Genomic DNA, 22,185 nt, shown 5'->3' on the forward strand with positions numbered 1-22,185 from the left:
GCGCGTGCCGCCAGCACGCGCGCCGGGGCCCGACATTCTTTTGCATCGTTGCCGCGCCAGCAAGATGAGCGGCGCTACCGGTACCCGCAGTACCCCCATGTCATCCCGGGCGCCATTCGCCATTGCAGGCCGAGGCCAGCGTGCAGGTTCCGCGCATGCGGCGGATGAAGGACAGGGTTTCGGGATCAATGGATTAGTTTTCTATCGGGAAACAGTACACAGAGGCCGAACGCCGGCGGCCAAGTGGGGCGGGGATATCGCCGGAGGCACCGTTGTAGCCCCTGGTACGCGCACCAAATCCGTGCAAAACCGCGTTATTTCGATGCAGCCGCAGGCGCTCCGCTTCCTCGCCATCGGAGAATGGCAGTGTGCGCACGCGTGGAAAAAACTGGCACACGCATTGCTTAATGGGAAACTTGTAGGAAACTTTTGGGAAACCAACCTGGGAGCACCATCGTGAGCCAAACCGCAGCGGTCCCACCCTTATCCAAGAACGCATCCCGTTCATCCGAGCTTACCCGTGTCGTCTTCGCAAGCTCCATAGGCACGATCATCGAGTGGTACGACTTCCTCATCTACGGCACGGCGGCGGCGCTCGTGTTCAACAAGCTTTTCTTCCCCCCCGCCGATCCCTTCGTGGGCACCCTGGCCGCGCTGGGCAGCGCCGCGGTGGGCTTCTTCGCCCGCCCCTTCGGCGGCGCCCTGTTCGGTTACATGGGCGATCGCCTGGGCCGCAAGTCCATGCTGCTGCTTACCCTGGCAATCATGGGCCTGGCGACCTTCGCCATCGGCCTGCTGCCAACCTACGACAGCATAGGCATCTGGGCGCCCATCCTGCTGGTAACGCTGCGGGTCGTCCAGGGCATAGGCCTGGGCGGCGAATGGGGCGGTGCGGCACTGATGGTGGTGGAGCATGCGCCGGCGCATCGGCGCGGCCTGTGCGGCAGCCTGGTGCAGACCGGCTTCCCGGTCGGCCTGATCCTGTCCACCGCCGCCTACAGCGCCATTTCCGCCCTGCCCGAACAGGCGCTGCTGTCCTGGGGATGGCGCATACCCTTCCTGGCCAGCATCGTGCTGGTGGCCATCGGCGCCTTCATCCGGCACCGCGTCAGCGAATCGCCGGTATTCCTGGAAATGAAAGCGCGCAACGAAATCTCGCGCAATCCGCTGGCCGAAGCGATAGGCCGCAACCGCAGGGAGTTCGTGGTCGCCGTCGGGCTCAAGCTGTGCGAGGTTTCCTGGGTTTACCTGCTGACCGTTTTCCTGGTGGTCTACGCGACCACCCACCTGGGCTTGTCCCGCACATCCATGCTGAATGCCATCCTGCTTGCGTCCATCATCGAAGTGGCGGCCATTCCCTTCTTCGGGCATCTATCCGATCGCATCGGCCGGCGCCCCATGTTTTTCATAGGCACCGCATTTACCATCGTGTTCGCCTTCCCGCTTTTCTGGATGATGGACACAAAGGATCCGACATGGGTCTTCTGCGCGGTGGCCATGGGCTTGATACTGGGCCAGGGCATGATGTTCGGCGTCGAAGCCACCTATTTCCCCGAATTGTTCGGCGCGCGCTCGCGCTACACCGGCGCCTCGTTCGGCTTTCAGGTGTCCGCGGCCATAGGCGGCGGGCTCACGCCGGTATTCGCGACGCTGCTGGTCGAGAAGTTCGGCGGCACCACCGGGGTTTCCGTGCTGCTGATCGGCGTGGCCCTGATCACGCTGGTCGCTGCGCTGTTCGCGCGGGAAACGAAAGGTGCGTCCATCGGCCACGGCTAGCATGCGCGACCGCGGCCAGCCCGCAACGTGCAGCCTTTTTCCCGCTACACTAGAGTTTCCCCACAGGAAACTTTCGCCGGTACAATTCGCCTTTCCATCCCCTCAGACCTCAAAGGAATAAGCCGCCATGACCCAGCCGCTTCCCCTGCAGACCGCCGAGGCGCCCGCCGCGGTGGGCCCCTACGCCCAGGGCGTACGCCTGAACGACCTGGTGTTCTGCTCGGGCCAGTTGCCCATCGATCCCGCGACCGGCGCCATCCCCGACGGGGTGCAGGCCCAGACGCGGCAATCGCTTGCCAACGTCCAGGCCGTCCTGCACGCCGGCGGCGCTTCGCTGGCCAGCATCGTCAAGACGACCGTGTTCCTGAAGGACATGAACCAGTTCGCCGCGATGAACGAGGTCTACGCATCGTTCTTCGCCGGCGCCGTACCCGCGCGCTCCACGATCGAAGTCGCCCGCCTGCCGCGCGACGTACTGGTCGAGATCGAGGCCATCGCCGCGGTGTCGAACCAAGAGAGGACCTGACAATGACGACATGGACGGGCGGCCGCCTGTTGCACATTCATATCGCCCCCGCGGCATCCTATGAAATGGAGGAGCTGCAGCGCGCCGAGCTCATCGCGGGCAAAGGCATCGTCGGCGACCGGTATTTCCTGGGAACCGGCACCTACTCGCCCAAGCCGGACATCCGGGAGGTGACGCTGTTCGCGGCGGAGGTGCTGGACGCGCTGGCGCGCAACGATCCGCCGCTGCAGGCGGGCCCCATCATCCTGAAGCCCGAAGAACACCGCCGCAACCTGACGGTCAGCGGAGTGCCGCTGGACCACTTGGTCGGCAAGCGCTTCCGCGTGGGCAATACCATCCTGCGCGGCGGCCGTATGAACTTTCCGTGCAAATATCTGGAAGAGCTCCTGGGCATGCCGCTATACCTGCCGCTTTACAACCGCTCCGGACTGAATTGCGCCATCGAACAAGGCGGCTGGATCGCCCCCGGCGATGCGATCGAACCGCTGGATTGACCGGAGAGCCGTCCATGTCTGCCCGCATCATCATGAAGCTGCAGGTGTCCGAGGTGTCGCAAGACGCCGCGGGCGTCAAGATCATCCGCTTCGTCCACCCGCACCGTCCCACCCTGCCGTCGGCGCCGGCCGGTGCGCACGTGGACGTGCATATCCCGGGCGGCAAGATCCGCCAGTATTCGCTTTGCGGCGATCCACGGCAGACCGCGCACTACACGATCGCGGTCAAGCGCAGCGACACCGGCCGCGGCGGATCGCGCTGGCTGCACGAGCACGCCGAGCCGGGGCTGGTACTGCCCGTCAGCGCGCCGCGCAGTAATTTCCCGCTGGCGGCCGAGGCGAGGCGCCATGTTTTCGTGGCTGGCGGCATCGGCATTACGCCTTTCATCTCGCTGGCCTGGCAGGCACGTGCCCAGGGCCAGGATTTCCTGCTGCATTACTGCGCACGGCAGCGCACGGCGGCACCGCTGCTCGACACGCTGCAAAGCCTGTGTGGCGATACCGGCCTGGCTACCTGGTTCAGCGGCGATCCCGGCGGGAGCCGCTTCGATGCCGCCACCCTGGGCGATCCCGCCGATGGCACCCACGTCTATTGCTGCGGACCTGCCAGCCTGATCGCGGCAGTACGTGCAGCCACGGCGCACTGGCCTGAATCCCAGGTGCACTTCGAGGTGTTCGAAGCCGCCCTGGACGAGAACTTCAAGCCCGAGCCTTTCGACATCCGCATTGCCTCGACGGGGGCGATGCTGCGGGTGCCGGCGCACGAGTCAGCCCTGGATGTCCTTCGGCGACAGGGCCACGCCTTGCCCTCTTCCTGTGAAATGGGCGTGTGCGGCGCCTGCGTCTGCGCCTACACCGACGGCACGGTGCTGCATCGCGACGCGTTCCTGAGCGCATCCCAGCGGCAGGAAAAAATGGCCCTGTGCGTGTCGCGGGCGCGCGTCGGCGTCACACTCGATCTTTGACGGGAAACATAGGCGGTAAACTCCGGTACCAGGCAGTAAACATGACTTCAGGCCAATGAAACCGGTTCGTCGACCATCGTCCCGCCGCAAAGCTAGCCCGAATAGCGACCTTCCCCTCGAGCAGGACACCGCTGACGCCGAAACCCCGGCGCACATCGCGCTGGGTGAACGCATCCGCGGCCTGCGCCAGCAAGCCAAGCTGACATTGGCGGAAGTGGCCGAACGAGCGGGTTTCGGCAAGGCCTATCTGTCGCGCATCGAAAACGGCCAGAAGGTGCCGCCGCTGGCCACCTTGACCCGCATCGCGGAAGTACTGGGCGTGGAGGCCGCCGGCCTGCTGACCGACAATGCGCCGGTGCACGACTGGCGCGGGGTCAGCCTGGTGCGCAGAAACGAAAGGCGCCCCACGGTGCTGGGCGGCACGGCCTTCGGCTACGACTACCTGTCGGTATCCAACGCCACACATGGCAGGGCGCTGCAGCCGTTTCTGTTCACGTTTCCCGATCAGATCGACAAGTACGTTTTCTTCGAGCACGACGGCGAAGAACTCATCCACATTCTGTCCGGCCGCGTCGAATGGCAGATCGGCATGGACAAGTTCATGCTGGAAGCCGGCGACACGCTGCATTTCGACTCGCGCATGCCCCATCGGGGACGCAGTCTGGGGGGGCCCGCCACCGCATTGGTGGTGATGTACGCGCCGCCCCACGGTACGGGCGAACTCGCCTAGCCGCCACCGATGAGCAGGCCCCGGCGCGCCCTCCTGGCACGCCCGTTGCAGGCCATATCCGCCCAAGGAACGGTCAGGCAAGGAGGCATCATGAGCGACAGCACGGCATCGCAACGTGAAATGGTCGAACGCCAGCTCCGGTCACGCGGCATCGAGGACGAGCGCGTGCTCGCCGCGATGATGCGGGTCCCGCGCCAGGCCTTCGTCCCGCAGGCGCTGGCCGAATTCGCGTATACCGATGCGCCTCTGCCCCTGTCGTCCGGCCAGACGATCTCCCAACCGTACATCGTCGCGCTGATGGCGCAGGCCGCCCGCCTGCATCGGTCGGACCGCGTGCTGGAAATCGGTACCGGTTCCGGCTACGCGGCGGCCATACTGGCGGAACTGGCCGACCGCGTCGATACGATGGAACGCCTGCCGGAACTGGCGGACAAGGCGCGCGCCACCCTGGCGTCACTGGATTACGGTCGCGTGCGGGTCCATACGGGCGACGGCACGCTCGGACTGCCCGAGGCCGCGCCCTTCGACGCCATCGTGGCCGCCGCCGCGGGGCCGGAGGTACCGTCCGCCTGGCGCGAACAGTTGGCGATCGGCGGACGCATCGTCATGCCGCTCGGGGCGCGCCGCGGCAGCCAGCGGCTGGTCCGGATCACCCGCGTCGGCCGCGACGAGTACGACGAAGAAGACCTGGGCGGCGTCGCCTTCGTGCCCCTCGTCGGCGCGCAGGGATGGACCGAGGACGCGGATGCCGGAGACGGCAGCCCGGGCGGCCCGGAACCGTCCCGGGTCTCTGCGGCGGCGCCGTCCCATGGGAAGCGCGCGGCCCCCGCCGGTATGGACATGCCTTCGGACCCGGCCTCCGAAGCCATCTGGGAGGCCGCCGAGGCCTTGCCCGATATCGACGACGCCCTGTTCGCGCCTTTGTTCGACCGGTTCGCGGATAAGCGTGTGGTCCTGCTCGGCGAAGCCAGCCACGGCACCAGCGATTTCTACCGCGCGCGCGCCGCGATCACGCGCCGGCTGGTCGAAGCGCACGGTTTCGACATCGTGGCGGTGGAAGCCGATTGGCCGGACGCCGCCGCCATCGACCGCTACGTCAGGCATCGCGGGCCAGGCAAGGGCGAGACCTCGGCCTTTCGCCGTTTTCCCACCTGGATGTGGCGCAACACGGACGTCGAGGCGTTCGTCGAATGGCTGCATGCCTACAACGGTGTCCTGGAGCCCGATGAACGCGCCGGCTTCTACGGCCTGGACCTGTACAGCATGTCGGCGTCGATCGCGGCGGTGCTGGCCTATCTGGACCACCGGGACCCGGAGGCGGCCAGCGTCGCGCGCGAACGCTACGGCTGCCTGATGCCATGGCAGAAAGACCCCCGCGTTTATGCGCGCGCCGCCGCCAGCAGGGGATTCCGCCAATGCGAGGAGGCCGTGCTGCGCCAGTTGCGCGACCTGCTGGACAAGCGGCTCGACTACGCACAGGAGGACGGCGATAACTTTCTGGACGCGACGCAGAATGCCCGGCTGGTGGCGTCGGCCGAACGCTACTATCGAATGCTGTACCAGGGCCCCGCGCAAAGCTGGAACCTGCGCGATACCCATATGTTCGAAACCCTCGCGCAATTGCTCGACGCGCGCGGTCCGCAATCGCGCGCGGTGGTATGGGCCCACAACTCGCATATCGGCGATGCATCGGCGACCGAAATGGGGCGCGTGCGCGACGAGATCAATATCGGCCAACTTTGCCGCCAGCGCTATGGCAACGACGCCGCGCTGGTCGGCTTCGGCACCTATGCCGGCACGGTCGCCGCGGCCGACGATTGGGACGGCCCAATGCGCCTGATGCGGGTGCGCCCGGCGCGCCCGGACAGCTACGAATACATCATGCACCGCACGGGGCAGACACGCTTTCTGCTGGACTTGCGGCCCGGCGTGCACGACGACCTTCGGCTCCTGCTGAAAGCGCCGCGGCTGGAACGCTATATCGGCGTGATCTACCGTCCGGACACGGAGCTGCACAGCCATTACGCGGACGCCGCGCTGTCCGACCAGTACGACGCCTACGTCTGGTTCGATGAAACCGAGGCGGTCACGCCCCTGCCCGTGAATCCCCGCGCCGGCATGCCCGAGACTTACCCTTTCGCCGTTTGACGCCTCCGGCGGCCTCAGCGCGCGGATCTGGCGGGTAGCGGGGCCTGCTGTCGATAGGCCACCTTCAGCCGTTCGGTCAGGAAATCCAGCAGTACGCGCACGGCGGGCGTCATACCGTGGCGGGACGGGTAGATACAGTGCAGGATGCCGATGGGCGAGTGCCAGTGCGGCAGCACCTGCACCAGCCTGCCCTGGCGGCGCTCCTCATGCGTGGCCATGACCGGCAGCAGTGCGATGCCGCGGCCGCGCAGCGCGGCTTCCACCAGGACAGTGAAGTCGTTGCACACCAGCGCGGGTTTGATGGCCACCTCCGCTTTCGCGCCTTGGTCGTCCAGCAGCGTCCAGGCGGCCGCCGTGCCGGGCTCGCCGAAATGCACGGCAGGATGGTCCGACAAGTCCGCGGGCGCGGCCGGGTAGCCCCAGCGCTGCAGATAGGCTGGACTGGCCACCAGGCAGCCTGAACTCTGGCCCAGGTGCCGCACCACGAATTCCGCCTCGGTATTCAGTTGTTCCCGTACCCGGATGGCCAGGTCCACGCCTTCGGCGATCAGATCCACCCGCCGGTTCGTCACCACCAGTTCCACCGTGATATCGGGCCAGGCATCCAGGAATTCGGGCAAGACCGGCGCCAGCATCCATTGGGCCACCGCCACCGGGCAGCTGACACGCACCGGCCCGGAGGGCGCTGCCTTCAAATGCTGCATGGCCTCGTGCGCCGCGCGCGCCGATGCGGATATCTCGCGGCAGTACTGCAGGAAGCGTTCGCCGGCCATGCTGGGCCGCACGCGCCGCGTCGTGCGCTGCAGCAGCCGCACGCCCAGTGCGGATTCCAGCTCGGAGATGCGCCGCGACAGACGGGACTTGGGGATATTCAGGGCGCGCGCGGCGGCGCTGAAGCCGCCGTATTCGATCACCTGCGAGAAGTAATAAAGGTCGTTCAGGTCCTGCATGGCGGCACCCGATTGTTCTATCGATGGAACGTAGCGTTCATCTTAACCCCCTTTTTAGGGTGAATGAGGCTGCGTAAAGTGCAGTGCATCGCAACGCAAACCCGACACCGACATATCCCGGAGATCCGCCATGAACATGCTCGTTATCCAATCCTCCATCCTGGGCAGCAACTCGAAGTCGCGCCTGGTGGCCGAACAACTGGTCAATCGCCTCGCGCAGGCCGAACCGGGCATGACCATCCGCACTCGCGATCTGGGCGCCGCCCCCTTGCCCTATGTGGATGCGGGGCACATCGGCGCCCTGTTCACCCCCGCCGGGGAGCGCAGCCCCGAGCAGGCCCGCCTGGTGGCGCTGGCCGACGAACTGATCGCCGAAATCGTCCAGGCCGATCGCGTGGTGATCGCCGCGCCCGTGTACAACTTCAGCATCCCGGCGCAACTGAAAACCTATATCGACTACATCGCCCGCGCCGGCGTCACCTTCCAATACGGCCCCGACGGCAAGCCGCGCGGCCTGCTGACGGGCAAGAAGGTTTACGTCGTCACCGCGCGCGGCGGCAAGACGGTGGGCACCGCCCTGGACCAGGCGACGTCGTACCTGACGACCATCCTGGGTTTCCTGGGGATGGACGACGTGGCTTTCATCCACGCCGAAGGGCTGAACATGGGCGCCGATGCGGCGGCCGCCGGCCTGGAACACGCCCGCGGCCAGATCGACCTGCACGCCGGCGAACTGGCTCCGGCCTGACGCGCGCGCAATGCGCCCCCCTATGCCACGATGCTGGCGGGCAGATCCAGCGCGTCGACCAACGCCTCGCGGAATAACGCCAGGGGCCGCGCCAACTGGCCCGCGGGCGGCCGGTGCAGCAGCCACGCCCGCACCTGAGGCGCGAAGGTCGGCGTGTCGATGATCCGCACATCGTCACGCCCGGGATTGGCGGCGAAGGCGGCGGGCGTCACGATGCCGATTCCCATGCCGCGCGCGACCAGGGACAGGCGCAGCTCCGCGCTCTGCACCTCCGCCGCGATATCCAGATGCAGTCCCTGCGCCTCGAAGCGGTTGCGGATATAGGAGCGGAAGCCGCAGCCATTCTCGTTCATGACCCAGGGGTAGTTGGCCAGCATCGCCAGATCGGCCGGGTTGGGTACGTCCAGCGACGCCGCCGCGACCAGCAGCACGCGCTGCACACCCAGCTCATCGCCGGCAAGCCCGTCGGGCACGGGTGCGCCATCCGGCAGGCAAACCACCGCGGCATCCAGCGCGCCATGCGTGACCTGTTCCACCAGGCAGGGAGACCAGGCCGACATCATGCGCAGGGACAGCTTGGGATAGTCGCCGCGCAGCCGGTCCAGCGGCCCCACCAACGCGGTTTCCGATAGATAAGGCACGACGCCGATCCGCAATTCGCGCCGCAGTTCGCCGCCGGGGGAAACGCCCGCCATCAGATCGCCCAGCGAACGCAGCACCTGCCGGCCATGCTCATAGGCCTGCCGGCCAGCCGTTGTCGGCTTCAGCGGCTTGGATTGGCGGTCCAGCAAGGTCGCGCCCAGGCGCTCCTCCAGGTTCTGGATGCGGCGCGTGATGCCCGGCTGCGTAACGTGCAGACGGGCCGAGGCTCCGACGATCGAGCCCGTTTCCACCACCGCCAGAAAGGCTTCAAGGTCCCGGATATTCATGCGGACTCCGCATAATCTCTATTTCGATAATTCAATTGTATTAGGATGCGCCAAACGCATAAAGTCTCAATAAATATTGCTCATTCTTTATTTCTTGAGGCCTCATGTCCCTATCCCCACCTACGGTGGCCGGCGCCGCGCTACCGCATGAACCGCCCCATGCGATCACTCCCCGGCTGACGCTGCTGTTCGCCGCCTCGGTCGCCGTCATCGTCCTTAACCTGTTCGCGCCCCAAACCCTCGTCGGGCTGATCGGCCCGTCCCTGGGGTTGCAGCCCGCGCAGAACGGCTTGGTCGCCATGGTGACGCTGCTCGGCTATGCGAGCGGCCTGTTCCTGCTGGTGCCCCTGGCCGACCTGGTGGAAAACCGCCGCCTGATCGTTACGCAATTGATCGTCGCCATCGCCGCCGCGGCGGCCGCGATGTTCTGCACCGGCGCCGAGGCCCTGCTCGCGGCCTTGTTCGTGCTGGGCGCGGCCTGCTCGGCGATCCAGGTACTGGTTCCGATCGCGGCGCACATGGCGTCGCCGGCGCGGCGGGGGCAGGTCATCGGCGACGTGATGGGCGGACTGATGGTGGGCATACTGCTGTCGCGGCCGCTGGCCAGCCTGATCGCCGACGCCTGGGGTTGGCGCGCCTTCTACGGCATCAGCGCGCTGGCCATGGCGCTATTGGCCGCGGTGCTGGCGGCGCGCCTGCCTGCCCGGCAGCCCGCCGCCAGCGCCTCCTATCCGGCGCTCATCGGTTCGCTCTGGCGCCTGTTGCGCGAAGAAAAAGTACTGCGGCGCCGCGCCCTGTCGGCCAGCCTGGTCATGGGCGCGTTCAGCCTGTTCTGGACGGCCGTCGCGCTGCGCCTGGCGCAGCCGCCCTTCGGATTGGGCCAGCGCGGCATCGCCTTGTTCGCGCTGGCCGGCGCGGGCGGCGCCATTGTCACTCCGCTGTTCGGACGACTCGGCGATCGCGGCTGGACACGCGGCGCGACATTGGCGGCGCACGCGGTGCTGCTGGGCGCGCTGGGGCTGGCCGCCTGGGCCGGTATGGCTGCGCCCGCGCCACATGCCGCATGGTGGCCGCTGCTGGCGATGGGAGCCGCCGCCGTACTGCTGGATGTGGGGGTAACGGGCGACCAGACCCTGGGTCGGCGCGCGATCAATTTTCTGCGGCCCGAGGCGCGCGGGCGCATCAACGGCATTTTCGTCGGCGTGTTTTTCCTGGGTGGTGCGGCGGGTTCGGGCCTGGCGGGCGCGGCCTGGGCCCTGGGCGGATGGAACGCGGTATGCGCCGCCGGCGCGCTGTTCGCCCTGGGGGCATTCATGACGGCCGTATCGGGGCGCGACGCGCCCCTCGGATAACATGACGGCCCGCAAGCAATCCAGGAAAAAACCATGACCTCCGTGATCCAGCCGTCCCACGTTTTCAAGGACAATCTGCGTCAATTGCCCCCTATCGACGGGATCGGCTCCATCGACCTGATCGACGCCCAGGGCAAGGTGGTGGCCAGCATCGAAAACCAGCCGGGCAAGCAAGGTTCATTGGCCGTCTACCACTACCTTTCGCACGCCTTCGGCACCTTGGACGCCAAGGCCGCGGAACACGGACTGGCCGTATTCGCCGAACACACGGCCGATGCGCGCAACCGCCCTGGCGCCCATCCGAACGTCGATCGCCTGCTGGCGACCGCCGCCGGCGGCGAAGCACTGCGCATCGACGTCAAGGCCGCCGGCTAAGCCACACGCGCGCCGCGTCCGGCCGCCGCCTACCGGCCGGCAGCCGAAAAGAATCCCCCCGCCCGCGCCGCGCGATCGACGGCGCGGCGATGCGCCCCACCGATCGCATCCCCGGGGCTACGCGCCCCATCCCTTGGTGACCGACCGCACCGTCCCCGTGCAATGCACAGGGACGGTGCCCGGCACGCCCCTTCCTCGTGCGCGCCCGCCTGCCGAAGCACCGCCTTCCCAGGCACGGCAAATTGGCATGCGCCTTGCTTAACTTGTACACAAGTTTGGATATCTATTGAGCCATCGCCGCCATGCCGACTCCTTCGCCTGACTATCCCACCCTGCCGGACCTGCCGGCGGCGACGTCCGATCCGGCGTGGATACGCAGGTTCACGGCTATCGCCGGTGCTTCGGCCGATGGGCCGTTGTCCGGCCTGCGCTTCGCCGTGAAGGACAACATCGATGTCGCGGGCCAGCCCACCACGGCCGCCTGCCCCGACTTCGCCTACGTGCCCCGCGAGCACGCCGCGGCCGTCGAACGCCTGCTCGCCGCCGGCGCGGTCCTGACCGGCAAAACCAATATGGACCAGTTCGCCTGCGGCTTGAACGGCACGCGTTCGCCGTATGGGGCCGTACCCAACGCCTTCAACGCGGCCTACGTCAGCGGGGGCTCCAGTTCCGGATCCGCCTATGTGGTCGCGGCGGGCGAGACGGATTTCGCCCTGGGCACCGACACCGCAGGTTCAGGCCGTGTGCCGGCGGGGCTGAACAATATCGTCGGACTGAAGCCCAGCCGGGGGTTGATCTCCGCATACGGGGTACTGCCCGCCGCGCAAAGCGTGGACTGCGTGTCCATCCTCGCGCGCACCGTGGCCACCGCGGTGAAGGTACTGGAAGCAGCCTGCGGCCACGACCCACGGGACCCCTACTCCCGCAAGCTGCCGATGGCCACGACCCCGCTGCCGGTGAACTTCCGCGTCGGTGTCCCGGCCCGGCCGGAATTCTTCGGCGACGCCTTGTCCCAGGCCGCATGGCAGCAGGCCCTGCGGCAAATGCAGGCGCTGGGCGGCACGCTGGTACCGATCGACTATGCGCCGCTGGCCGAAGCCGCGGCGATGCTTTACGACAGCGCGCTGGTGGCCGAACGCTATGCCGCCGTCCGGGAGTTCTTCGACATGCATCCGGATGCGGTCATCCAGCCGGTACGCGACATTCTCGCCGCGGGCCGGCGCTACGACGCGGCGGATCTCTACCGCGCACAGCACCGGCTGCGCGGCTTGGCGCAGCGCACGGACGCCATGTGGACGGATATCGACCTGCTGTGCGTGCCTACGGCGCCGACCCATTGCACCATTGCCGCGATGCGGGCCGAACCGGTCGTGCGCAACCGCGAGCTGGGCCACTACACGAACTTCGTCAACCTGCTCGACTATGCCGCGCTGGCGGTGCCGGCGAGCCTGCGTGCGGACGGCCTGCCCTTCGGCATTACGCTGATCGGCCCGGCGGGCAGCGACTGGCAACTGGCCGAGCTGGGCCAGCGCTTCCACCATGGCACGGAGCTGCCGCAAGGGGCGACCGGGACGCCGCTGCCGGCGCCCGAACCCATCGCGGCCCTGCTGCCGGGCCCCGCCACCCACCTGCCCCTGGCCGTGGTGGGCGCGCATCTTTCCGGCATGCCGCTGAACGCGCAATTGACCGAGCGGGGCGCCCGCCTGGCGGAAACGACCAGGACGGCGCCGCGGTATCGGCTGTACGCCCTGAACGGCACCGTGCCGGCCAAGCCGGGACTGCGGCGTGTGGCGCACGGCGGGGTCGGCATCGACATCGAAGTCTGGCAAGTGCCCTTGGCCGCGCTGGGCAGCTTTCTGGCGCTCGTACCGCCGCCGTTGGCGCTGGGCAGCCTGGAATTGGCCGACGGGCGCTGGGTACACGGTTTCGTATGCGAGGACCACGCGTTCAGCGGCGCCCAGGATGTCAGCACCTATGGCGGCTGGCGCGCCTACATCGCCGCGCGCGCGACGCCGCCGGTTTAGGACCTGATAACACGGGCGGGACGCGCCCGCTGATCGATCGACATTGCACCACCACAAACCGACCCAGGGGAATTCCATCATGCGCAACACCCTATCCATACCCGCTCCCGCAACGGTCGACGGCGGCCGCCGTCGACTGCTGAAGTCAGGCGCCGCCGGCATGCTGGCCATGCCGGCGATCGTGCGCGCCCAATCGACGCCCAAAATCCGCATCGGCTTCTGGCCGGTCGCCGCCGGCCTGCCTTTCTTCGCCGGCGTGGATAAAGGCTATTTCAAGGAAGCCGGGCTGGACGTCGAAGTGCTGAAGTTCGCCGGCGCCCAGCAGGTGATGGAAGCCATGCTGTCGGGCCGATGCGACGGCAGCGCCAACGGCACCGGGTCGGCCAACCTGGCCATCGGCGAGATCGCGCAGCCGGGCCTGTTCAAGATCTTCTGCACCAATCCCAGCAATGCCCGCAATGTGCTGGAAGAATTCCTCGTCGCGAAGGACAGCCCCATCAAGACCGCGGCCGACTTCAAGGGCAAGAAGATCGCCTCCGGCCCTGGCATCCAGAACGTGACGCTGGCCAAGACCATGCTGGAACGCGCGGGCGCCACCGGCGCGACGGTCATCGAACTGCCCATCGGCCAGCATGTCGCGGCCGTGGCGACCGGACAGGTGGACGGCTGCTATACGCTGGAACCCACGGGTACGGTGGGCCGGCTGAATGGCACGACGCGCGTGCTGGAAGCCGGTGTCGTCGCCCATTACGTGCTGGGCGATCCCATGGCGCCCTGGCATGGCGGTGCGGCCAGCCTGACCACCGAATTCATCCAGAAGCACCCGGACGCCGCCAAAAAATTCATCGCCGCCTACCGGCGCGGCGTGGAGCTGGTGCGCACCCAGCCTGGCGAAGCGCGGCAATACATGAAGGGCTACACCGCCATCGAAGGGCCGCTGACGAACGAGGTGCCGCTGGCCGCCTACATGATGTACGACGAATTCAAGCAAAGCGACGTCGCCTATTTCCAGAAGTTCTATGACCTGTTCACCGAGAAGAACATCTTCTCGAAGAAGGTCGATGTGGCGCCCCTGATCTACAAGGCCTGAGCCATGGACAAGCCCAGCTCTTCCGCCGGCGCCGCCGGCGCGCCAGCCTGGTCAGCGCCCGCGTCCACGGACGCGGTGCCGCGCACGCCCCTGCGCGAACGGATGCTGCCCTTTGTCGGGCCGATACTGCTGTTCGTCATTTGGGATGCGGTCGTACGCGCCGGCCTGATCAAGCCCATCCTGCTGCCCAGCCCCGCCGATACGCTGGTCGCGCTGGCCACCGGGCTTGCCGGTGGGAACCTGCTGACGGACTTCCTGGTCACGGTCAGCCGGACGCTGCAGGCCTTCGTGATCGCCGCGGTGGTCGGCATGCCGCTGGGCGTCCTGCTGGGAAGCAACGAGCGCGCCTATCGGACGGTGGAATTCCTGGTGGACTTCTTCCGCTCCACGCCCTCGTCCGCATTGATCCCCTTGTTCCTGCTGATCTTCGGCGTCTCGGATATCAACAAGGTGGCGATCGCTGCGTTCGGCGCATTCCTGATCGTGGTATTCAACAGCGCCTACGGCGTCATCAACGCACGCAAGCAGCGCGTGATGGCGGCGCGGGTCATGGGCGCGTCGCGCTGGCGCGTCTTCAAGGACGTGCTGGTCTGGGAAAGCCTGCAGCCCAGTTTCGTCGGGCTGCGCTCGGCGGTGTCCATGGCGCTGGTCATCGTCATCGTGGCCGAAATGTTCATCGGATCCGAAAACGGCCTGGGCCACGCCATCATCGATGCCCAGCAGGTGCTGAACGTCAAAACCATGTACGCCGCCATCCTGGCCGCCGGCGCCCTGGGCTATGTACTGAACATCCTGTTCCTGATGCTGGAACGCCGCGTGGTCCACTGGAGCGGAAGGTAGAACCCATGAGCACCGTCCTGAACAGCCCCGCCCATGCCGATGTGCCGCCGCCGCGCTTCCACCCGGGCCCGGCCGGCACGCACATCACGATCCGCGGCCTGACCAAGTATTTTGCCGGCTGGCCGTTGTACGAGAATTTCGACCTCGACATCCCCAAGGGAAAAATCGTATCGGTCTTCGGACCCAACGGCTGCGGCAAAAGCACCCTGATCAACATGGTCGCCGGCCTGATTCCCGTGGACCGGGGCGAGATCCTGTTCGATGGCAAAACGCTGCGCGATACGCGCATCGGCTATGTCTTCCAGAACTACCGCGAAGCCTTGTTCCCCTGGATGCGCACGATCGACAATATCGCCTATCCCCTGCTGCTCGAAGGCAAGGGCAAGGCAGAGGTCGATCGGCGCATGGAAGAACTGATCGACTCCTTCGGCGTCAAGTTCGACCTGAAGCGATACCCGTACGAGCTGTCCGGCGGCCAGCAGCAGACCGCATCCATCATGCGGGCGCTGGCGCCTCGTCCCGAGGTGCTGTTCCTGGACGAACCCTTTTCCGCGCTGGACTTCGAGATGACGCTGTTCATCCGCGAGAAACTGCAGGAGGTCTTCATGCAAACCGGTACCACCATGCTGCTGGTGTCGCACGATCTGGAAGAAGCGGTCTACCTGGCCGACCAGATCCTGCTACTGACCAAGCGCCCGACCCGCGTGGCGGAAATCCTGGACTACACCGACGCACGCCCCCGGACGGTGGAAACACTGTCGCAAGCCAGCTTCGTCGCGGCCAAGAAGCAAAGCCTGGAGATTTTCCAGCGCGAGGTGCGCCGATGAACGAAGAGATCGCCCTCGCCTACGTGCGGGCCAGCGCGGCGCTGCTGGACCTGGCCCTGGACGAGCAGCAGGTGCGGCGCGTGGCCGTCCACCTGGCGCGGACCGCCGACATCGCCCGCGCGCTCGACGATATCCCGCTGGAGCCCGAGGACGAACCCGCCGCCCTCTACTGCCCGGCGCCCTTTCCGGACACGCTGCCATGACGGCCATCCCCTCTCCCCCGTTCTCTGACAGCAGCGCGCGCCTGGACGCCATTGCGCGCGGCGAAGACAGCGCGCGCGACTGGCTGCAAGCCTGCCTGTCGCGCATCGAGGCCACCGATGGCGCCATCAATGCGTTCACGGCGCGCACGGCGGCCCGCGCGCGCGCCGAGGCCGATGCGATAGACGCCATGCGCGCGGCGGGCCGCCCGCTGCCTCCCCTGGCAGGCTTGCCGTATGCCGTGAAGAATCTGTTCGATATCCAGGGCGAAGTCACGCTGGCGGGGTCGAAGATAAACCGCGACCGCGCACCCGCGGCGGCGGACGCGGTGCTCGTGCAGCGGATGCGCGCGGCCGGCGCGGTGCTGGTGGGCGCATTGAATATGGACGAGTACGCCTACGGCTTCACGACCGAGAACAGCCACTACGGCCCCACGCGCAACCCGCACGACCCGGCGCGCATCGCCGGCGGATCCTCCGGCGGATCCGGCGCCGCCGTGGCGGCCGGACAGGTCCCCGTATCGCTGGGCTCGGACACCAATGGCTCGATACGCGTGCCGGCGTCCCTGTGCGGCGTCTGGGGCCTGAAGCCGACCTTCGGCCGCTTGTCCAGGCGCGGCAGCTTCCCCTTCGTGCACAGCATCGACCATCTCGGCCCTTTCGCCGATTCCGCGGCACTGCTGGCGCGCGTCTACGATGCGCTTCAATATCCGGATGCGGAGGATCCCGGCTGTCACGCGCGCGCCGTGCAGCCCGTGCTTCCCCGCCTTGCGTCAGGCATGCAAGGCCTGCGCATCGGCATCCTGGGCGGCTATTTCGACGCCAACGCCACCGAACCCGCGCGGGCCGCCGTGAGCGCCGTCGCCGACGCCCTGGGCGCCCGCCGGACGGTCGAATGGCCCGACGCCGCGCTGGGCCGCGCGGCCGCGTTCATCGTCACCGCTTCCGAAGGCGGCAGCCTGCATCTGCCCGCCCTGCGGCGCCGCGCCGCCGACTTCGAACCGCTCTCGGTGGACCGCTTCATCGCCGGCGCCCTGCAGCCGGCGCACTGGCTGGCCCGCGCGCACCGCTTTCGCCGGCGGTACCGGGAACGCGTGCATACCTTGTTCCAGGATTGGGACCTGCTGCTGGCGCCGGCCACACCCGTCCCGGCTCCGATCATCGGCACCGAGTGGCTGGACATCAACGGTACGGCTCATCCGTGCCGGCCGGCCATGGGCCTGCTCACGCAGCCGATTTCCTTCGCCGGATGCCCGGTGGCGGTCGCGCCGGTGTGGCCGGAACTGGCGCAAGGAATGCCGGTCGGTGTACAACTCATCGCTGCGCCGTGGCGCGAGGACATCGCGCTGCGCGCGGCCGTGGCGCTGGAACGGGCAGGTATCGCGCGCGCCCGTTGCCCCAATTCCCAGGATCTATTGCCGTGATGGAAATCAATCTGCCGGACGTGCTTGCCGAAGTCCAGGTGCAATTCGCGCGCTATGAAAAAGCGCTGACCGCCAACGATGTCGCCGTGCTGGACGAATTGTTCTGGGACAGCCCGCATACCCTGCGCTATGGCGCGACGGAAAACCTCTACGGCTATGCCCAGATCCGCGACTTCCGCGCGGCGCGGCCCGCGCAGGGCCTGGAACGCGAGGTCCTGCGTACGGCCATCACCACCTACGGCCGCGATTTCGCCACCGCCAATATCGAATTCCGCCGCGACGGATCGGCCCGCGTCGGCCGCCAGAGCCAGACGTGGATGCGCACGCCCGCGGGATGGCGCGTCGTCGCGGCCCATGTCAGCCTGATGGCCTGAACGGTAATGCCCAAGGCCACCGCGGTTTCCGATCTCTCCGCCCACGCGCCGCCGGCCCGCACGTCGCGCGCGGACGATGTCTATCGATTGCTCAAGCGCGACATCGCCGAGTTCCGCCTGGTCCCCGGCGATCGCTTCACCGAGGGCGAAGTCAGCGACCGGCTGGGCGTATCGCGCACGCCGGTACGCCAGGCGCTCTTCCGCCTGCAGCAGGAGGGCTATGTAGAGGTGCTCTTCCGCAGCGGATGGCGGGTGCTGCCTTTCGACTTCGATCAATTCGAGCAGCTATACGACCTGCGCCAGGTGCTGGAATCCGAGGCGGTACGCCGGCTGTGCGCGGGCGCCCCCCAGATCGACCGGCATTTGCTGGACGGGCTGGCGGATATCTGGCTGGTTCCCGCCGAGGCGCGCAGCGACGACATGGCCCAGGTCGGCATCTGGGACGAGGCCTTTCACTGCACCCTGGTCACGGCCGCGGGCAATGCGGAAATCACCCGCGTGCATCGCGAGGTCACCGAACGCATACGCATCATTCGCCGCCTCGATTTCACCAAGCGGCCGCGCGTCGACGCGACCTACGAGGAACACGGCCGAATCCTGCGCGCCGTGCTGGCCCAGCGCGCGGACGAGGCATGCCGCCTGCTGGCCGCGCATATCGCCGCCAGCCAGGCAGAAGTACGGAAGATCACGCTGCACGAGATCTACCTGGCGCGGCAGGCACACGCGGCGGACCACTAGGTTCTGTCACGACGGCGGGCGCTTCGAATCGGTACGGCGGTCAATTCACCTGAATGTCGGCGCTGCGGATGATCTCGGTCCAGCGCGCGGTTTCTTCGTTCGAGAGTCTGGCCAGGTCCGCGCTCGTGCCGGGAAAGGGCAAGGCGCCCTGATCGGCCAGGTGCGCGATCATGGCCTTTTCCCCGGCGATCCCGATGATGGTGTCCTGCAGCTTGCGGATCACCTGGGGGCTGGTGCCCGAGGGCGCCATGACGCCATACCAGGATTCGACCTCGGCGCGCTTCACGCCCGCCTCTGCGAAGGTCGGGACATCGGGGATCGCCGGGCTGCGCTTGTCGCTGGCGATGCCCAGCACGCGGACCTGCCCGGCCTTGATATAGGGCAGGACGTTGGGCAGATTGGCGAACAGAACCTGCACCTGTCCGGACAGCAGGTCCGCCGTCGCCGGCCCCGCGCCCCGGTAGGGCACATGCGAGAACCGGACACCCGACCGGAACATGAACAGTTCGCCGGTCAGATGGTTCACCGAGGCGATGCCGGCCGATGCCATATTGAGTTTGTCCGGATTTTCCTTGGCATACGCCACCAGCTCCGCGATATTCCGGGCGGGCGTGCCGGTCGAAACGGCCAGCACATTCGGCACGGTAGAGAACAAGGCGACCGGCGCGAAATCCTTCGCGGGATCGTAGGGCAGCGTCCTGGACAGCAAGGGCTGGATCGATTGCTGTCCCATGGTGGCCAGCAACAGCGTATAGCCGTCGGGCGCGGCCTTTGCCACGAAGCTTGCCCCGATGCTACCCCCGGCCCCGGGCTTGTTTTCGACGATGACAGGCTGGCCCAATACCTCCGTCATGCGCGTGGCGAGCAGGCGTCCCATCAGGTTCACGGTGCCCCCCGGCGCGAACGGCACGACCAGCGTAATGGGCTTGCCCGGATAGGTCTGGGCCTGTGCGCCCAGGCAGATCCCCAGCGCGGCAGCGAGTACGGCGACGACTTTCAGCATGATTGGATTCCCCTTGCATTGATAGTGTGAGTCAGGCGCCCTGCAAGTCCGGCGCCGTGGATTCGGAAGAGACGAGCGCGCGCATGCGCCGTTGCAGCAATGCCCGCGCGTCGCCGATGCGCCGCACCGTCGCATCGATGATTTGCCGCTTCGCGCCCAGCACGCTTTTCTGCTCGTCGATACGCCCCAGCACCAGCTCGGGCGCGGGGCCGCCTTGCGATCGACGTGCGGCGACATTGCGCACGGGATCCAGGCAATCGCCGATATCCGCGTCCCGCAAGACGATCTCCCTGCCTGTCTGCGCGGCGGCGGCGGCCTGGATCATCGCCGGGGTGATGTCCTTCGCGGGTATCCCTCGATCCAGCGCGTCGCGGACGACCGCGCCTATGATGTGATGCGCGTCCCGGAACGAGGCGCCCGCCTTGCGCACCAGCAGGTCGGCCAGGTCCGTGACGGTCGAAAAATCGTCCGCGGCGCGAGCCGCCATGCGGGCCTGGTCCGGCTCGACTTTCTCCACCAGCAGCTTCATCAGCGCCAGCGCTTTCAGGGATTCTTCGCAGGCCTCCCAGCAGGTCCGGGTGCTTTCCCGGCTGCTGTCCCCCGAATGCGTGAAATGCGTAGACTTCACCGTCGCGAAGGCGGCCGACGTCATGCCGATCACGTGCCCCGTTTTCCCGCGCAGATATTCCAGCACGGCCGGGTTCTTCTTCTGCGGCATGATGCTGGAGGTGCTGGCGACGCTGTCGGGAAACACCAGATAGCCGAACTCGGGCGTCGACCAGATGTAGAAATCCTGCACCATCCGGCTGCAGGTAATCATCATGATGGATAGGGCCGCACTCAGCTCCAGCGCGAAGTCCCGCGACGCGACGCCGTCCAGCGCATTGGCCAGCGGCCGGGTAAAGCCCAGCATCGCGCTGGTGGCGGCGCGGTCGATGGGGAACGACGTCCCCGCCAGCGCGCAGGCGCCCAGGGGCGAGCCGTCCGCGGTTTCCAGCACGTGCAGCAGCCTGTCGATATCCCGCGACCACGCCTCGACCAGCGCGGACAGGTAATACCCATAGGTGATCGGCTGGGCCGCCTGCATGTGCGTATAGCCCGGCATCACGCAATGCGCGAACTTCCCGGCCTGCGCCAATGCGGCCTGCGCGACATCGATCAGGGCCTGGCCGATGCGCGTGGCAAAATCCCGCGCCCGGATGCGATCGATGGTGGCGCCCATGTCGTTGCGGCTGCGGGCGGTGTGCAAGCGCCCGCCCGTGTCCGCGCCCACCATGCCGATCAGATGCGCCTCGTAGTTGAAGTAAGCCTCTTCGCGCGCGGCATCGAGGGCCACCGCATCGGGACCGTCCGCCTGTATCTTGAGCAGCGCCCCGGCAAGCCGGACCGAGGTATCCGCATCGAGGATGCCCTGCTCGTGAAGCATCAGCAGATGCGCGAAATTGATGTGATTCAACATCTCGAAATTGGCGAAGAACTCCCGGTTCAATCGTGGCAGGAAGACGTAGTCGATCACTTCCTGCGCCAGGGGTTGCTTCAGGCGGCTGCTAACTTTGGATTCCATCGCGGGCTCGGGTGCAAGCAAGAAAACCGCAGTCTCCGTCCGCCGCCATCCATACGTCAAATCAGTTTCTTATAGCTATGAATACATAAATGATATGCTTCACGGCGATCGCGCCTTAGGATTCCTTCCATGAATTTCAAGCAGGTAGAGGCTTTTCGCGCAGTGATGATGACGCGCTCGATGACCACGGCGGCCGGCCTGCTGCATACCTCGCAGCCGAATGTCAGCCGCTGGATAGCGCTGCTGGAAAAGGCCTTGGGCTTCGTGCTCTTCCAGCGGGTCGGCACCAGGCTGATCCCGACGCCCGAAGCGGATGCCTTCTATGCCGACGTGGAGCGAGCCTTCATCGGCCTGGAGTCCTTGAACGACAGTGCCAGTTCGATCCGGCGCAGGGGCACGGGCTTGCTCAGGATCGGCGCCGTCGGCTCCATCACCCAATGCGTGATGCCGGACGCCATCCGCATGTTCCGCGAGCAAGTCTCGGACATCCCCGTCGTGGTCAATACCGGCGGCTCCGATGTGGTGGCGAAGTGGGTGGCGACCGGGTTCTGCGATATCGGTTTCAGCTCCATCCACACCGATGTCCCCAGCCTGCGCTACCAGCGCATCAATACCGCCTGCGGTGTCGGGGTCGTCGCCACATCGCACAGGCTGGCCGCCAGGAAGGTATTAAAACCCGCCGACTTCGACGACGAACCCTTCATTTCCTTGCCGGCCGGAAGCTTCAACAGGGCGGCGATCGACCGGCACTTCCCGCACGACTCCAGGATTCTCTCCATCGAGACCCCTTACGCCACCACCATCTGCACCATGGTAGCCAAGGGCCTGGGCGTGTCGATCGTGAATCCGATCGTATCGCGGGCGCTGCGCCTGGCCGAGGTGCGTGAAATCCCTTTCTCCGAGAAGGTCGACTTCTACAGCTACGCGGTCACTTCCGGGCACTTCCCGGTCAACGCCCTGGCCAGGCGGATGGAGGATTGCGTACAGCGGGTGTTCGCCGCCCTGGATACGCAGGACACCGTCAAACCCGGCCGCCGCGTCCGCAAGGCCATCGGCAGGAAAGCATGAGCACGCCATCCGCGCCGACGACAAGAGCGAGCTGTGACGC

Annotated in this window: 22 protein-coding genes; 18 read left to right on the plus strand and 4 right to left on the minus strand. The window is 66.9% G+C overall.

The genetic code is table 11. From position 1 onward, the window contains the following. Positions 1-456 precede the first annotated feature (456 nt). The 6 genes from ACO1P8_RS15265 to ACO1P8_RS15290 all read left to right on the plus strand — a co-directional run bounded on the left by ACO1P8_RS15265 (position 457) and on the right by ACO1P8_RS15290 (position 6,639). A complete protein-coding gene (locus tag ACO1P8_RS15265; protein ID WP_486296736.1) occupies positions 457-1,776 on the plus strand; it encodes an MFS transporter in 1,320 nt (439 codons plus the stop codon). Between the two features lie 127 nt (positions 1,777-1,903). Next, positions 1,904-2,302, plus strand: coding sequence for a RidA family protein (locus ACO1P8_RS15270; protein WP_486296737.1), 399 nt, complete (start codon positions 1,904-1,906; stop codon positions 2,300-2,302). A gap of 2 nt (positions 2,303-2,304) precedes the next feature. Continuing rightward, complete coding sequence (locus ACO1P8_RS15275; RefSeq protein WP_086063304.1) at positions 2,305-2,796, plus strand: MOSC domain-containing protein; 492 nt, start codon at positions 2,305-2,307, stop codon at positions 2,794-2,796. Positions 2,797-2,810: 14 nt separating this feature from the next. Further along, positions 2,811-3,761, plus strand: a complete 951-nt coding sequence (locus ACO1P8_RS15280; protein WP_486296738.1) for a PDR/VanB family oxidoreductase — start codon at positions 2,811-2,813, stop codon at positions 3,759-3,761. 55 nt (positions 3,762-3,816) lie between these two features. Beyond that, positions 3,817-4,491, plus strand: coding sequence for a helix-turn-helix domain-containing protein (locus ACO1P8_RS15285; RefSeq protein ID WP_486296739.1), 675 nt, complete (start codon positions 3,817-3,819; stop codon positions 4,489-4,491). A gap of 90 nt (positions 4,492-4,581) precedes the next feature. Further along, positions 4,582-6,639 (plus strand): protein-L-isoaspartate(D-aspartate) O-methyltransferase, encoded by a 2,058-nt coding sequence (locus ACO1P8_RS15290; protein WP_486296740.1) that lies wholly within the window; start codon positions 4,582-4,584, stop codon positions 6,637-6,639. Positions 6,640-6,653: 14 nt separating this feature from the next. Here ACO1P8_RS15290 and ACO1P8_RS15295 read toward each other — a convergent pair whose 3' ends face one another. Further along, on the minus strand, positions 6,654-7,589 hold the full coding sequence (locus ACO1P8_RS15295; RefSeq protein ID WP_486296741.1) for a LysR substrate-binding domain-containing protein: 936 nt from the start codon (positions 7,587-7,589) through the stop codon (positions 6,654-6,656). A 130-nt stretch (positions 7,590-7,719) separates the two neighbouring features. Here ACO1P8_RS15295 and ACO1P8_RS15300 point away from each other — a divergent pair, with 130 nt between their 5' ends. Continuing rightward, a complete protein-coding gene (locus ACO1P8_RS15300) occupies positions 7,720-8,337 on the plus strand; it encodes an FMN-dependent NADH-azoreductase (protein ID WP_486296742.1) in 618 nt (205 codons plus the stop codon). Positions 8,338-8,357: 20 nt separating this feature from the next. Here ACO1P8_RS15300 and ACO1P8_RS15305 read toward each other — a convergent pair whose 3' ends face one another. Next, positions 8,358-9,266, minus strand: a complete 909-nt coding sequence (locus ACO1P8_RS15305; protein ID WP_486296743.1) for a LysR family transcriptional regulator — start codon at positions 9,264-9,266, stop codon at positions 8,358-8,360. Positions 9,267-9,370: 104 nt separating this feature from the next. Between ACO1P8_RS15305 and ACO1P8_RS15310 the strand changes: the two genes are divergently transcribed. From ACO1P8_RS15310 to ACO1P8_RS15355, 10 genes are all read left to right on the plus strand, one after another. Beyond that, entirely contained in the window at positions 9,371-10,618 is a 1,248-nt protein-coding gene (locus tag ACO1P8_RS15310; protein WP_486296744.1) for an MFS transporter, read from the plus strand. Positions 10,619-10,660: 42 nt separating this feature from the next. Further along, complete coding sequence (locus tag ACO1P8_RS15315) at positions 10,661-10,993, plus strand: DUF2322 family protein (RefSeq protein ID WP_486296787.1); 333 nt, start codon at positions 10,661-10,663, stop codon at positions 10,991-10,993. 302 nt (positions 10,994-11,295) lie between these two features. Then, positions 11,296-13,017, plus strand: coding sequence for an allophanate hydrolase (atzF, locus tag ACO1P8_RS15320; RefSeq protein ID WP_486296745.1), 1,722 nt, complete (start codon positions 11,296-11,298; stop codon positions 13,015-13,017). A gap of 79 nt (positions 13,018-13,096) precedes the next feature. Next, complete coding sequence (locus ACO1P8_RS15325; RefSeq protein ID WP_486296746.1) at positions 13,097-14,107, plus strand: ABC transporter substrate-binding protein; 1,011 nt, start codon at positions 13,097-13,099, stop codon at positions 14,105-14,107. Between the two features lie 3 nt (positions 14,108-14,110). Continuing rightward, positions 14,111-14,947 (plus strand): ABC transporter permease, encoded by an 837-nt coding sequence (locus ACO1P8_RS15330; RefSeq protein WP_486296747.1) that lies wholly within the window; start codon positions 14,111-14,113, stop codon positions 14,945-14,947. Positions 14,948-14,952: 5 nt separating this feature from the next. After that, positions 14,953-15,774, plus strand: a complete 822-nt coding sequence (locus ACO1P8_RS15335) for an ABC transporter ATP-binding protein (RefSeq protein ID WP_486296748.1) — start codon at positions 14,953-14,955, stop codon at positions 15,772-15,774. Next, positions 15,771-15,977 carry an AtzG-like protein gene (locus ACO1P8_RS15340; RefSeq protein WP_486296749.1) on the plus strand — a complete coding sequence of 69 codons (207 nt, stop codon included), beginning with the start codon at positions 15,771-15,773 and terminating at the stop codon, positions 15,975-15,977. Before ACO1P8_RS15335 ends, ACO1P8_RS15340 begins: the two co-directional genes overlap by 4 nt. Continuing rightward, the gene (locus ACO1P8_RS15345; protein WP_486296750.1) at positions 15,974-17,398 is read left to right on the plus strand and encodes an AtzE family amidohydrolase; all 1,425 of its coding nucleotides are present in this window, start codon (positions 15,974-15,976) and stop codon (positions 17,396-17,398) included. Before ACO1P8_RS15340 ends, ACO1P8_RS15345 begins: the two co-directional genes overlap by 4 nt. Further along, positions 17,398-17,772, plus strand: a complete 375-nt coding sequence (gene hpxZ / locus ACO1P8_RS15350) for an oxalurate catabolism protein HpxZ (protein WP_486296788.1) — start codon at positions 17,398-17,400, stop codon at positions 17,770-17,772. The genes ACO1P8_RS15345 and hpxZ overlap by 1 nt, the downstream gene beginning before the upstream one ends. A gap of 6 nt (positions 17,773-17,778) precedes the next feature. Beyond that, positions 17,779-18,510, plus strand: a complete 732-nt coding sequence (locus tag ACO1P8_RS15355; protein WP_486296751.1) for a GntR family transcriptional regulator — start codon at positions 17,779-17,781, stop codon at positions 18,508-18,510. A gap of 40 nt (positions 18,511-18,550) precedes the next feature. Here ACO1P8_RS15355 and ACO1P8_RS15360 read toward each other — a convergent pair whose 3' ends face one another. Then, positions 18,551-19,513 carry a Bug family tripartite tricarboxylate transporter substrate binding protein gene (locus tag ACO1P8_RS15360; protein WP_486296752.1) on the minus strand — a complete coding sequence of 321 codons (963 nt, stop codon included), beginning with the start codon at positions 19,511-19,513 and terminating at the stop codon, positions 18,551-18,553. Positions 19,514-19,544: 31 nt separating this feature from the next. Continuing rightward, positions 19,545-21,077, minus strand: coding sequence for an argininosuccinate lyase (gene argH, locus ACO1P8_RS15365; protein ID WP_486296753.1), 1,533 nt, complete (start codon positions 21,075-21,077; stop codon positions 19,545-19,547). Positions 21,078-21,206: 129 nt separating this feature from the next. On the opposite strand from argH, the gene ACO1P8_RS15370 reads away from it, so the two are divergent. Beyond that, a complete protein-coding gene (locus tag ACO1P8_RS15370; protein ID WP_486296754.1) occupies positions 21,207-22,145 on the plus strand; it encodes a LysR substrate-binding domain-containing protein in 939 nt (312 codons plus the stop codon). Positions 22,146-22,185 lie beyond the last annotated feature (40 nt).

Source organism: Bordetella sp., assembly GCF_057362025.1.